Origin of the sequence: Polystyrenella longa, assembly GCF_007750395.1 — a bacterium.
GTDB classification, from domain to species: Bacteria; Planctomycetota; Planctomycetia; order Planctomycetales; family Planctomycetaceae; genus Polystyrenella; species Polystyrenella longa.
Genome location: NZ_CP036281.1, coordinates 2,112,326 through 2,124,993, shown reverse-complemented (window position 1 = coordinate 2,124,993; position 12,668 = coordinate 2,112,326). Strand labels below are relative to the sequence as shown.

General features: G+C 49.2%; 9 protein-coding genes. 1 reads left to right on the top strand and 8 read right to left on the bottom strand.

From position 1 onward, the window contains the following. Nucleotides 1–34: 34 nt before the first annotated feature. The 8 genes from recA to Pla110_RS07890 all read right to left on the bottom strand — a co-directional run bounded on the left by recA (nt 35) and on the right by Pla110_RS07890 (nt 10,941). Nucleotides 35–1,126, bottom strand: coding sequence for a recombinase RecA (gene recA / locus Pla110_RS07925; protein ID WP_144994913.1), 1,092 nt, complete (start codon nt 1,124–1,126; stop codon nt 35–37). Nucleotides 1,127–1,470: 344 nt separating this feature from the next. Continuing rightward, nucleotides 1,471–2,046: a class IV adenylate cyclase gene (gene cyaB, locus Pla110_RS07920; RefSeq protein ID WP_144994911.1), complete on the bottom strand. Its 576-nt coding sequence runs from the start codon at nt 2,044–2,046 to the stop codon at nt 1,471–1,473. A 75-nt stretch (nt 2,047–2,121) separates the two neighbouring features. Further along, a complete protein-coding gene (locus Pla110_RS07915) occupies nt 2,122–2,439 on the bottom strand; it encodes a DUF971 domain-containing protein (RefSeq protein WP_144994909.1) in 318 nt (105 codons plus the stop codon). Between the two features lie 170 nt (nt 2,440–2,609). Then, complete coding sequence (locus tag Pla110_RS07910; protein WP_144994908.1) at nt 2,610–4,238, bottom strand: multiheme c-type cytochrome; 1,629 nt, start codon at nt 4,236–4,238, stop codon at nt 2,610–2,612. Between the two features lie 80 nt (nt 4,239–4,318). Then, complete coding sequence (locus Pla110_RS07905; RefSeq protein WP_144994906.1) at nt 4,319–5,512, bottom strand: DUF1573 domain-containing protein; 1,194 nt, start codon at nt 5,510–5,512, stop codon at nt 4,319–4,321. 227 nt (nt 5,513–5,739) lie between these two features. Continuing rightward, nucleotides 5,740–8,097 (bottom strand): O-antigen ligase family protein, encoded by a 2,358-nt coding sequence (locus Pla110_RS07900; RefSeq protein ID WP_144994904.1) that lies wholly within the window; start codon nt 8,095–8,097, stop codon nt 5,740–5,742. A 40-nt stretch (nt 8,098–8,137) separates the two neighbouring features. Next, nucleotides 8,138–9,346: an MraY family glycosyltransferase gene (locus tag Pla110_RS07895; RefSeq protein WP_144994902.1), complete on the bottom strand. Its 1,209-nt coding sequence runs from the start codon at nt 9,344–9,346 to the stop codon at nt 8,138–8,140. 131 nt (nt 9,347–9,477) lie between these two features. Then, nucleotides 9,478–10,941, bottom strand: coding sequence for a sulfatase family protein (locus Pla110_RS07890; protein ID WP_197440579.1), 1,464 nt, complete (start codon nt 10,939–10,941; stop codon nt 9,478–9,480). Between the two features lie 754 nt (nt 10,942–11,695). Between Pla110_RS07890 and Pla110_RS07885 the strand changes: the two genes are divergently transcribed. Further along, nucleotides 11,696–12,106 (top strand): tetratricopeptide repeat protein, encoded by a 411-nt coding sequence (locus Pla110_RS07885; RefSeq protein ID WP_144994900.1) that lies wholly within the window; start codon nt 11,696–11,698, stop codon nt 12,104–12,106. Nucleotides 12,107–12,668 lie beyond the last annotated feature (562 nt).

Here is a 12,668-nt window from a genome sequence, read left to right as displayed (position 1 = left end):
GAACTTTTGAGTGCCTGATACTGACAAGAAGTCGCTACTTAGAACTGGCTTCTTCAGTTGTAGCCTCTTCCGAATCCCCCTCAGCTCCCTCTGCAGGGGCAGCAAATCCACGAAATTCGAGAATCAGCTGTCTGATTTCCTCGGTTGTTTCTGGATTCTCCTTGAGGAACTCCCGGACTCGATCGCGACCTTGTCCCAGTCGAGTTTCGCCGTAGCTGAACCAGCTACCACTCTGTTTGATAATACGATCTTCGACCGCCATGTCGATGATATCACCCTCGTAACTGATACCGCTGGTGACAAGCATATCGAACTCAGTCACGCGGAAGGGGGGCGCGACCTTATTTTTGACGATCTTCGCTTTCATGCGGATACCGGCAGTTGCGTCGCCATCCTTCAAGGTGCTGACTCTACGGAGATCAATACGACATGTACTGTAGAATTTCAGTGCCCGGCCACCCGGAGTCGTTTCCGGACTTCCGAACATTACGCCGATTTTTTCACGAATCTGGTTGATGAAAATTACGCTGGTTTTTGAGCGAGAGATTGCCCCCGTCAATTTTCGCATCGCCTGGCTCATCATACGGGCCTGTAAACCGACGTGCGTATCGCCAATCTCGCCATCTAGTTCCGTCTTGGGAACCAGGGCTGCGACGGAGTCGATAACAATCACATCGACGGCGTTAGACTTGATCAGCATCTCGGCAATCTGCAGAGCCTCTTCACCATAAGAGGGCTGACTAACCAGTAAATCCTCGAGCTTTACACCAAGTCGTTTCGCCCAGGTAGGATCAAGTGCGTGCTCAGCATCGATGAAAGCAGCGACACCTCCTGTCTTCTGGGCACTAGCAATGACATGCAGAGCCAACGTGGTTTTACCACTTGATTCCGGGCCGTAAAATTCGACGATACGTCCGCGGGGAATCCCCTGGCCACCGAGAGCCAGGTCCAGTGAAAGGGCTCCGGTTGAAATTCCCGGGATTCGGCCTGCTGCCGACCCCGAAAGTTTCATAATAGACCCTTTGCCGAATGCTTTCTCGATCTGGCCGAGAGCATTATCCAGCATAGTATCGGGAGGCTCGTTCTTAGGAGCAGAGGGAGCTTTGCGAGATCTTGCTTTGGCCATGACTCATTCCTTTTATGTGTTCAAAAATCGAACCGGCGATGAAAAGAAGGGCTCGACCTGCATAGAATTTAGATTGAAGAGGCGAAAGAGTAAAGTTATCCGCTCTGGAGAAAATATTTCTCCAGAGGACTTCGATCTCGTACTTTCAGTCGATTTGCTGGAAATCAACGAACCAACGTAAAGCGAAATCGGGCTCGCCAAATGGATAACGGTCTGCTTCTAATCTCAATTAGATAATCAACCGAAATCAGTGTACAGGCGTAATCTTACCCGCGACATTTACCGATTTCAATAACCTGATGGAAAACAATGAACAAATGGTCCAAATTCTCTAGAGCGTCGACTCAAACGTCGGCAGTACCATCGATTTCCAGTTTTTCTAGAAGCAATCTTAAATAGGAGCGTCGTTCCGGGTGCTTGAATCCGAGATGCTTCGCTAGTTTTAAAATCGCCTCGCGTCCTTCGTCACGGTCCGCTTCATTGGTCATCGTTTCAATTTCCAGATAGTCTCCCACCTGATTAACTCGATCGAGAGTGATTTCCAGATGCCGATTTTCCCACTCAAGTGAGAAACTGGTTCGTGTCTTGGTCACTTTGTAGACAGGTCTAAAACCGAGATCGACAAGCATTTCTTCAAGCTGAGTGACTGTTGACTGACCTGAAGCAAAGGGGATTTCAATTTCCTTACGGGTCTTCGTCTGGCTGTCGAGGATTGGTCCCTTATAGGTGACTCGATTCTGTTCACCGCTAGAGCGAATGCGAAACGCTTCGTCCGTTTGAGCGAAGTCTCGCTGAGGATGGTTGAAATAATGATCCTGCTGCACCTCTGTAGCCTGTTCAACAGCTCCCAGCTTTTGCAGGGCAACCCTGATCGCATCGCGATCTTTCAATTCGAACTTCAACTCGACTTCATACGTCATAAATAAATTAATTCTCTGCTTACTCTGATTCGCACCAGAGTCGGTGTGATTTACTTTTGGGGATCTGCAGAAACATCAGGCGTTTGCATCGCGCCATTCGTTTGAAATCGTTTCGAGGTAATCCCAGGTAAATAAACCGGTATGATGACCGTCACTCCACTCGACTGTTAAAGCATAGTTACCGGAAAAGCCCATTTTCACAGGGTGCACGTCACTGCCAATATTTTCCGGCCCGACCATACGGACACCAGTAAGTTCGTTAACGCAAACAGCACAGGGGCATCTTCCCCTCAGGAATTGGAAAGGAAGTTGATCGACCCTTTCTAATGGCCAAACGATTTCCAGGACAGACTTGTCTTTCAAAGCTCGAATATTCTGAGGAGGAGCGGCCATCGTAAAGGTGATTTTAATCCCTTCTGTGTTATTTGATTTCGTATGAATTAACGCGGTAAACCAGCGATTATAATATTCGGAAGCTGTCCAGGAACCCTGGAAAGGGTCTCGTAAACCTTAGTCTCACGGGCAACAGACAGCAACAATACAGGCAACAACATCCAGTTGTTCTAGTCGCGGTAGGGGTGTTTTACTTTTTCCCAGTATTCTTCAAAGTTAAACTTGGGACTGTTCTCGTGGTCGTGACATTTCGAGCAGACCTGTTTCTCTGCCGTTTTCACATCGAGATGCAATTCTTTACGTGCGGCATCCACCAATGATTTATCAACAGCATCCCGGTCAATCAGCCATTGAGCCTCCATTTTCACATGCTGGCTGGCCGGACCGTGACAGTTTTCACATTGTTGCCCTTTGAGATCGGGAGTGAGTTCTTCATTGATGAACCCAGACTCAAACCGAATGTACTCTTGAGGCTCCCAGCCGACCACGTGACAACTGAGACACTCCGGGTCATCCACACGCGGTATCCAGGAATCGCCATCACCCTCGTGTCCTTTTTTCAAGGTATCGAAGGCATGAGAGTGTTTGGTACTTTCCCATTTCGCATACGCTTTGGAATGACATTGTCTACAGGATCTAGCACCAATGAAGGTGTTGCCACTGGAATGCGTCATCGTGGGTTCGGTTTTAGCCAGATCTTCAAATGCAATGTTATCCTGATAGGATTGCATGTGAACCGCCATACTCGGATGACTTTCAAAACGTCGATTGTCTAGATCGATCAATTCCCAGCGGAGTTTCTCTTCTTCATCGGGATAATAGCCAAGCACGCCGACGTTCTTCCCTTTCTGGCCGACTTTCACCAAAAGACGACCGGAATCGCCAATGGGAATCGCACGAGGGTCGGGGTCTTCAGCACTTCTGGCCGTGAGCACCACATCGAATAGCTCGTATTGCTCCGCTAACTTCTGGCTCTCTTCAGTTTCGGAAAAAGAAAGCAGGATGTACAAGTCGGCCTCGGCCGCTTTCAATTCTTCAACAGCCAGGGGCAAAGTTTCTTCCACAGGGAGAACCTGTACTTCCTCTCCACTGGACTGAAGCATGGATTGCTGGACGGACTCTCCAATCACACCTGTAACGCCGATCTTTACACCATTAACTTCATACACACGTGTTCTGTGAATGGCGCCCAATTCAGGGTCGTTGAACAAAGTCACATTCGCCGAAACCAATTGGGGCATCATTTGGTCTTCGGATCCGGGTTCCATCATTCCCCGTTCCAGGAGCTTAGTCGAACCGATGGCGATATCAGACGGCCCAATGCCCGTCGCGGCATATTCAAGGTCGGTCAGGGAATTAAAAATGGCGTCCATTTTCAGTTGAGACTGTCTCCGAGAATGCCGCAGAAATCCTCCGACATCTAAAGCAGTAAGAGGCCAGTCTTTGGATTTAAGTTGAGCAAACAAATCTGCCCGACGGGCCATCCCTCCTGATTGAGTGTCCGAGCAGCCGCATGGTTCCAGATAGCCATTCTGCTCTCCCGATAGAATGAATGCGACTGCTGGCTTTTCCCAACCTTCCAGGATCGGTTTGGGAGGCCTCTCTACAGGTGCAGGCGTCGCAGTAGTGGTTTCATCTGCTCCCGAATCTGTCTCTTCCGATTTCTGACTGTCAGGTTCCGTATTGATTCCACTGGCGTTGCTCACCGGTGAACCACTGGATCCAGTTGAATCGCATCCGGAAAACAGAGAGAACAGCACCAGACAGCTCAACACGGGGAGCACCCTGAAGTTGACCATAATAAAAGTCCTTGATCCACAAATCTGAGGGGACAGACCAGTTCCTCCGGTCTGCTGAGAATGCGCAGTTTAGCGAGTGATCAATTCGCCGAAAATAGCACTCGTATTTTGAATTCTTTCGCCTCTGGATGATTCGTCCTCAACGTAACAGTCACTGGCTTCTGGGCTGTACGTAAAACGGCAGGAGATCCGGCTACATACTCGAACTGCATCTGCAATTCGAGTCGATCATTTTCTGCAGGCTGATCATCACCGGTGACATTGACTCGCAGAAATTCCAAATCCGTTTCCGCAGAAAGAACTTTAAAATTCTCTCCTTCAGGCATCTGATCCAACTCTGCCACGAAAACCCGCATATCAACTTTCCGTCCTTCCTGTGCCGCGAAGGACCCCATATCGAGCATCCAAGAATTTGCCGACCAGAGAATTCCTTTCTGACGGGACGTTTTCAGGAACGTAAAGGGGCCCTTGATAAATCCCTGTACATGGATACGAACCTCGGTTCCCTCTTTGTAATCCGTTTGCAAAATCAGAGATTCTTCGAAAGTGCCGTAATTGAACCCGGGCTGAACGGTCACACTAATCTCATATCCATTTTTAATTTCAAAGAGTTTCAATTCCTCATCGGTTAGCTGACGTGGTTCAGCAGTAATGAATTCGCTTGTTGTTTCAATTGATTCGATTTTAAATGGGTCCAGCAATGAAGTGATCCTGCCTGTGACCGTTTTGGTTTGGGTCATGGTCATTTCGCCCAATGGCCATTCCTTCTCAGGAATAATCTCGAACAACATATAGACAAAACCAGTGATATTAAACCCAATCTCGGGACGGTCCGGGTCGTTAGTATACACGACTGCATATTGCCTGAACTTATCAGAAGACCCTGCCGTACTCACTGACTCAGGTGTCCACTCTAATTCAACTTCGGTAAATTCTCCTGGTGCGACAACATTCTTGTCCAAGCTACCAATGGTGCATTTACAGCTCGAATCTCCCTGGGTTAATTCGAGGGGAGCTTCTCCTTTATTATAGATTTTAAATTTATGCCGACCGGTTTCGTATCGGGCCTGACTTCCAAAATCAAAATCGACTGACTCTGTCACCGCATTGGGCTGCTTCTCTCCCTTTTTAATTTCCGGTGGGGGGGGCAACTTCTCTTTGGAATCGGAAGGCGGAAGCAATTTTTCGTCTATTGAAGGTGACGTGACCATGGAATAGGCGACGATTGCAACTACGATCACCAATATGGTGATCATCAATGTTTTCGGGTTCATTGAATTACTCTTAAGACGATTTCAGACCGGAAGATGAAAAGGACACTCTGAGAGAAGAAGACAGGAGAAACAGAAAAGAAAGAGCCGCTGTGTATCGCTGCCCAATAGATGTGAGAGACGAATCCCGATTAAAGAGCAGAATCGACTCCTTACTTTACATACCTGATTTCACGGGAAAACGTTGGAAATTAACCGGAAACCAAATGCAGTGGCATTCTGTACCCTTATTATTCTGAACTTGTTTCAATGACGTGTTTTAACCTCTCTTGTGTACCGGAGTCCAGCCGTTGATCGGTATGACCCGCCTGATTATTCAGTTCATCCAACCGCAATGCCTCGCGCGCCTGGTCCCGAGCTTCCACCATTTGCCCCGTTTCTTCTAAAAGCAGTCCAAACTGGGCACGCAATCCCGGGTGAGTCGGGTACCGGTCGATTCCTTTTTGATACCAGCTTACCGCCTGATTTCCCGCCTCCTTTTCATTTGTCCGCCGGTATCGCTCCTCGTAGGCTCGACCAACATCGATGAAGCGTCTCGCATTTCGAGGATCACGCTTCAGCGATTCTTTATAAGACTCGATACTCAGGTCTACCAGCGTGCTTTCATTACCTCCACCGAGAGTACGCCCGAGCGCAGTCGAAAGGAGAAAGTCACCTTGTCGCTTTGATGGCTGAGGATCAAGCGGATCAGCATGCACCGCCTGATTGAATAGAGCCTGAATATCTTGACCGTTTGCATTGTCGAGGCGAGCCTGTTCGGCAAGTTCGAGATTCCAAGCCGCCTGTTGAACCGGCAGCCAGCTGGTCCAGTACAGTAGTCCCATCAGGACGACCCCACTGCTTGCACCCACGGCAGAACTCGTTCTTCTGGAGATGGAAAAACTCCCAAAAGTTGCTGTCGACGGGATAAGCGCAAGGAGCAGCAGCAACATTTGCACGATGCCGGGCATTTCAATTCCACCCGATGCGCAGAGATGAATCAATAATGCGACGAGCAGCCAAGGAGCGAGACGGGGCGCGAACAAAGTCACCTGATTCACAAAGGGTAAAGCAAACCGACTGAGTAAAAGTAAGCAGATTGAAGCACCTACGCCTGCAGCGAACAGAGCCCATTCAAGTCCGCTTAAGTTTAACCAATGCATCGCCCCCACCAATGGAAACGCCGCCAATCCCCCCGTGATGATAGAATGGCTGAGTCCACTTCCAAGGGGAAAAGACGAATCGCTTGTTGGTATATTCTGTACTGAAACAGCATTTTGGCGACCGGATTTGATCAGATAAAAAACAATGAATGCAATTCCCAGTAAAGCCAGTAAGCCTCCATTCGCCCAGAGATCAAGCAGAAACTGATGTGGATCGGCAACTTCTTCGCTCGCACCTTCTGGTCGATATTGAAGATAGCTGGTGCGAAAATTACCAGGGCCTGTTCCGAAAAACAGTGAATCCTGCAACAACTCCCAAGTCGTCGTCCAGTAAATGAATCGATACTGCAAGGAACGCGGGGCTTCTGAGAAGACCTCCGTGTCGATAGCCCCACTCAACCACGCAAAGACTGTCAAACAGAGAAGGCCGGCTCCGCCATATAAAAGCCCCCTGAACGCACGCCTGGTCCAGTAAAACAGACAAAACATAGCGGCGGTTATTATAAACGCTGCCCAGGCAGAGCGACTTTTTGTCAGTAGCAGAACATAGAAAATAGTTCCCGTGGCGATTAACCAACCGAGACATTGCCACTTTCCAGTCTTTAGTCTTTTTGATTGATCATTCGTCATAAAATTCGCCAGTGCCAACCAGACTCCCAGCAGAAAGAGCAGCAAGGCGGCGAAGGAATTTGTCAGAGCGAAAAAACCGAGGGGCTCCCGGCTGGCAAGTAGCCGGTTCTCCCAGCTTTGCAGAGACTCACTTCCCAGAGGAATTTCCTGTTGCTGGAAATAGTTGATCGCCTCGGAATAGTCTTTCCGTTCCTGTTCATTCCAAACGGTCGGATCTGTCCCTTCGAGTTCAAGATAGACTTCTTTCTGGCTTCGATACTCCTGGCTCGACTGCTCATACCAGACGTAATGCTGCCACAGCCCGACGAAGGCAAACGGAACAGCGCTGGCCAGCAGGATCGCAAATAGATCCCGTCGCCATTCCAGATTACGAACAATGCGGCGGAGTATTAAAAACGAGACTAAGAGACCAATCCATTCCCAACTCAAATTTAGGGCGAATCGGAGTTGCCCCCCGTAGAAATACAACCAGATGCAACCAACAACATGACCGACGGTGATGAGCATCACACCTGCACTAAGAAGGTCGACTTCAAGAACTTGCCGCTCCTGGCCTGAGAAATCGCCATCGGTTTCGCCAGCAGAAGGAAGATTTCGGAAATCAGACCAACAGAAGAGAGTGGCCGCAAGAAACCAGAGCAGGGCGACCCACAATGTTTCTCCCGCATTAGCTGCCTCCGTTATCGTCAACCAACGCAGCATCCATCCCAATCCAGCGAGCCCAAGTGCGAGTTGCTCCAATGGAGCGGCAAACGTATCTCCAGCTTTTAGGGATTCACCAGCAGTAGGGGTTCTTTGGATTCGCTTGGCAGGCATGTAACGGGTTACTAAGGCTTTAGAATGATTAATAGAGAGGTTAGACAGTGTCACGAACGGAAGGATCGCGCCAGGTACCGGAATCCAACGAAGTCTCGGGAGAGCTTCCCGATTGCAGCAGTTTGCGGACTTTCATAGCGGCGGCTAGTTCCAGGATGGCAATCAGTAACAGGACACCCAACGTCGCCAGCAGAGCCACGATCGCAGTGAACCAGGAGTCCGCATGAAACAGAAGAATCCCCGTCAAACCGGTGATCAAGGTCGTCAAATAGATAGTCAGTACCGCTTGCCAGTTATTCAGACCGAGCGCGACTAACCGATGAGAAAAATGATTTTTATCCGGCTGAAAGGGGCTGCGACCTTCCCACAGCCGGATACAGATCACCGAACTAAAGTCATACAAAGGGACCGCCAGAATGCACAGCGGAGCGAGTACCGCGTGTTGCCGTCCGGACGCAGAACTGTAGTAAGTTCCAAGCATCGTAACAGCCGCCATGCTCAGACCGATAAATGTGCTGCCCGCATCTCCCATGAAAATCTGGGCCGGTGTCCAATTGTGAACCAGAAATCCGGCGAGGCTTCCAATCAGACTCAGCAATAATCCAGCAACCAACCAGCGGGGTTCATTGGGATAGGACAACATCAAGGCCGCAAACATGCTCGCACTGATCAATCCCGTACCGGCGGAGAGCCCATCCATATTGTCGATGAAATTGAATGCATTGATTAACACGACAATCCACAATACGGAGAGCGATATGGTTATCCACGGTAGCGGCAGGAACAATGTCAGCTCGATCCCCGACGAAACAAGCCAACCCGCTATGAGCAATTGAGCAATTAATCGACTCCACCAAGCGAGATGAAACCGGTCATCAAGTAAGCCTAATAGAACAAGGCAGGAACCACCGGCAAGTATCTTCCAGAGCAGGGTGGAGCGATACAGGATTCCAGAAGAAAGTAAACTGAAGAGTTCATCGAGGTGTAAGAACTCCAACGCCTGACGAACCAGTATAGCGTCCCTTCCTTCTTCCAGAGCATACGCTATTGCCAGTCCTGACAAGAGCGGAAACAGGACTCCCAGAAAAATGGCAATTCCACCGCCCAGCGGTTTCGCTTGTAAATGAAGTTTGCGGGCAGCGGGCTGATCGACGAACCCCAACTTGGGAGCGAGCCACCTCATCAACCCTGTCAGTAACAGTGACAATACAAAGGAACTTCCTGCGCTGGCCAGAATGTAAGGAATCATGCGTGGATACTGACTTCGCTTCAGAGGCTCAGCGGGGAGGGGACGAGGCTACTCAGAATTGCTTATTGATCCTGAGGTACATTATACATTTTCTGCAGGCGATCCAACTCGGATGCCAATTTGGACTGAACCTAGGCAACTTCGGGCTTGCCGTAAATGTTATTAAGTTCAAGAGGATCTTCTTGCAGGTCGTACAACTCCATTTCATCAATGCCGTAGAAATCAATCAGCTTGTATCTGTCGGTGCGGACACCTTTGTGCTTATGAACCATATGAACTGCCGGGTATTCGTAATACTGATAATACAGGCTTTCGCGCCAGTCCTCAGGGGTACTTCCATCCATCAGCGGTTGCAGGCTCAGGCCCTGCATCTCTTTGGGAATCTCGACATAAGCCGCATCCAGAAAAGTCTCAGCAAAATCGAGGTTGGAAACAAGTGCAGTACTACGGGAGCCAGGCTCCGTTTTGCCCGGCCAACGAATCACAAATGGCATTCGATAGGACTCTTCGTACATGAACCTTTTATCAAACCAACCATGTTCTCCCAGATAGAAGCCCTGATCCGAGGAGTAAATCACAATCGTGTTCTCGGCGAGCCCGGATTCATCGAGGTAGTCAAGTACCCGCCCGATGTTGTCATCCATCGAAGCAATGCAGCGCAGGTAATCTTTCATATAACGCTGATACTTCCATCGTACGAGTTCTTTACCCTTCAGATTCTGTGCTCGGAACGCTTCGTTTTTGGGTTCGTAGGCTGCATTCCAGGCCTGCAACTGTGATTCTGTCAGATTGTCTGGCGGAACAAGCTTCAGGTCTTTTTCGTTCAAATCATTGGCGATCGACATTTCCTGCTCTCGCGCCGGTCGACCACGCGTCGCATAGTCATCGAACAACGTTGGCGGCTCCTGAATAGTCACATCGTCGTATTTGTGAAGGTATTCCGGTGCTGGCTGCCAGTTTCGATGCGGCGCTTTGTGTTGATACATCACCATGAAAGGTTTGGAAACGTCTCGCTTTTCCTTAAGGAAATCTAAAGCCAGGTCGGTGATGATGTCGGTCGTGTAACCTTCATGCTTCACGCGCTTTCCATTTTTAAGCATCGGCGGGTTGTAGTAAGGACCCTGACCTATCAGAACTTCGTACTGATCAAAACCGGTTGGTTCAGTCCGTAGATGCCACTTTCCAAAGACGGCTGTTTGATATCCTGACTTCTGCAACAGCTTGGGGAAGGTCAGCTGGCTTCCATCAAAGCGATCGCCGTTCTGCCTGAAGCCATTCAAATGGCTATGCTTCCCTGTGAGAATGACAGCTCGCGAAGGTCCACAAATCGAATTCGTGCAAAAGCAGTTTTCAAAAACCATCCCACCCGCAGCGATGCGATCGATATTGGGCGTTTGATTGATCTTCGAACCGTAACAACCGATTGCCTGAGCAGCATGATCGTCAGAAAAGATAAACAGAATGTTTGGCTGTTTGGACTGCTTGAGTTCACTCCTCTGGTAAGCAGGTTCTCCAGCGAAAACGGAGGGGGCTCCCACCATAACCAGACCAACCACCACCATCGACCAGAAAACCAAAGAGGGCCGTGTAATCATTTTGAAAACCTCAATTCAAACAAATCGACTGGTCGAAATGAACCACACCCCGACAGGAAAAAGCGGATGTTTTCTGTAACATAACATCGTCATTCAACATAATGGAGATCCTCCTGTGCAGGCAAGGGAGTAGCGGCGCGGCCTTCAATCAGATGATTCAGCGATAATTACGGCAATGCCTGCTCTGGCGTTTTAAAAGTCCTGACAGAGTGCTCCACGTGGGTCACTGAGAGGACTCTAAGGCTCCAGACAGTCGCTACTGACGAAACAACCTCTCTTTGCATCAAGTTGCATTAAGAACCCCATTCATTCCGAATGAGGAGCTAAATAGAGGGTTTGAACCGAATTCTGGTCTCTTTACTCTCGATCTGCCAATCGACTGACCAGAAGTCCTTCTCTAGTAGCGTCCCCTTCGCCTTCCCAAGCGAAGGTGGCACTCGGTTTCCATCCACCATTGGCAAATCGAATCCTGACCAAAACTGATTGTTTGCATTGGAGAATTTACAGAGAAGAATAAGTTAATGCATTCAGTACCATGTCATAATTGCAAATCCACCCGTCGTCGCTTTTTTCTTTGTTCTCTTAACCAACGGATATATATGAAGTTACATCCGTTGCACTCTGATTCGATGAAGATTGGCACTCCACTTGCTTTAAAGGTTGCTGTCCTACGAGGGGCACAACTTAACTGACTGTTTTCACTCTCTAAGTCATACAGTCCTAAATGCAAACCAAGTTCAGGAAGTTCTTCATCATGCGAAATCACATTAGCTCTACAGTTTCTCATAAAGTCACTCGTCGCATCGTTGCCGCCGATGGATACCTCGACTTACGTCTCCCCGTGCAGGCAATTGAAGAACTGGCCGCGATTGAATCCGCCGGTGATATGCAACCCGCTGTCGATTATGTCATGGGGCAGGCCCTTATGATGCATCAACAGTTTGACGAAGCTGTCGAAGTTCTGCAGCGTGCGGCAGAAAACATTCCCGCTCCATTCAGCCAACTCGCCTGGACCCTCCTCGCAGACTGCTTCCGCGAACAGGGGCAGGACGAACTGGCCGAGGTCGTTGAGTACTTCGCCGAAGAGCCCCCCGAATTGGTTGCTCAGCACGCCGCCATGATGGATTACGATGAGTTCAATGAATTTGAGCAAATGAGCTGGTAGTTATCTGCTTGTTCGCTCGGTTCAACCGCGACTGTTTTCCAACCCGTTTCAATTAACAAAACAGCGCACGACGAAGACAACCATCGTTGCCTTGACTCCCTTATGAAACTGAATGCTGTTATTCCTTTTCACCCAGCCATTAACGTCTATGAAAATGGCTGTCTACAGATGAACTCACATAGATAAACCCACCTTGTGTAATTTATCTCTCTGTGGAAAGAATAACCCCGGCGACCGCAGCAGCAGCAGATACGACGTCTGCCTTCGAAATGCGGTCCAATCGCTAATGTCGCTTCAAGACCTATCGTCTCCACAGCGACCCGCCCACAACTATACGCGTGACCACACCTGAGACTCAATTGCTCTAGGACGATTTCGCGGGACGAACTATATTCCCCGCCTCTCTCCTCAATCGCCCACCCCTATGACTTCTCGGAATATCCGTTTTCGAGCCTGAATGCAGAGGTCTTTTGCGCTTTTAATGCGCTCGACTTTGCACGGCACTGCCATGCAGATTCCTCTAAGCATTGGCAGACCTGCTTTTCAAAAAAACAGGCTGCAT

Bases quoted from the DNA above. Each gene is read 5' to 3' on its own strand.
- recA (WP_144994913.1), bottom strand. From the start codon at position 1,126: ATGGCCAAAGCAAGATCTCGCAAAGCTCCCTCTGCTCCTAAGAACGAG.
- cyaB (WP_144994911.1), bottom strand. From the start codon at position 2,046: ATGACGTATGAAGTCGAGTTGAAGTTCGAATTGAAAGATCGCGATGCG.
- Pla110_RS07915 (WP_144994909.1), bottom strand. From the start codon at position 2,439: ATGGCCGCTCCTCCTCAGAATATTCGAGCTTTGAAAGACAAGTCTGTC.
- Pla110_RS07910 (WP_144994908.1), bottom strand. From the start codon at position 4,238: ATGGTCAACTTCAGGGTGCTCCCCGTGTTGAGCTGTCTGGTGCTGTTC.
- Pla110_RS07905 (WP_144994906.1), bottom strand. From the start codon at position 5,512: ATGAACCCGAAAACATTGATGATCACCATATTGGTGATCGTAGTTGCA.
- Pla110_RS07900 (WP_144994904.1), bottom strand. From the start codon at position 8,097: ATGCCTGCCAAGCGAATCCAAAGAACCCCTACTGCTGGTGAATCCCTA.
- Pla110_RS07895 (WP_144994902.1), bottom strand. From the start codon at position 9,346: ATGATTCCTTACATTCTGGCCAGCGCAGGAAGTTCCTTTGTATTGTCA.
- Pla110_RS07890 (WP_197440579.1), bottom strand. From the start codon at position 10,941: ATGATTACACGGCCCTCTTTGGTTTTCTGGTCGATGGTGGTGGTTGGT.
- Pla110_RS07885 (WP_144994900.1), top strand. From the start codon at position 11,696: ATGCGAAATCACATTAGCTCTACAGTTTCTCATAAAGTCACTCGTCGC.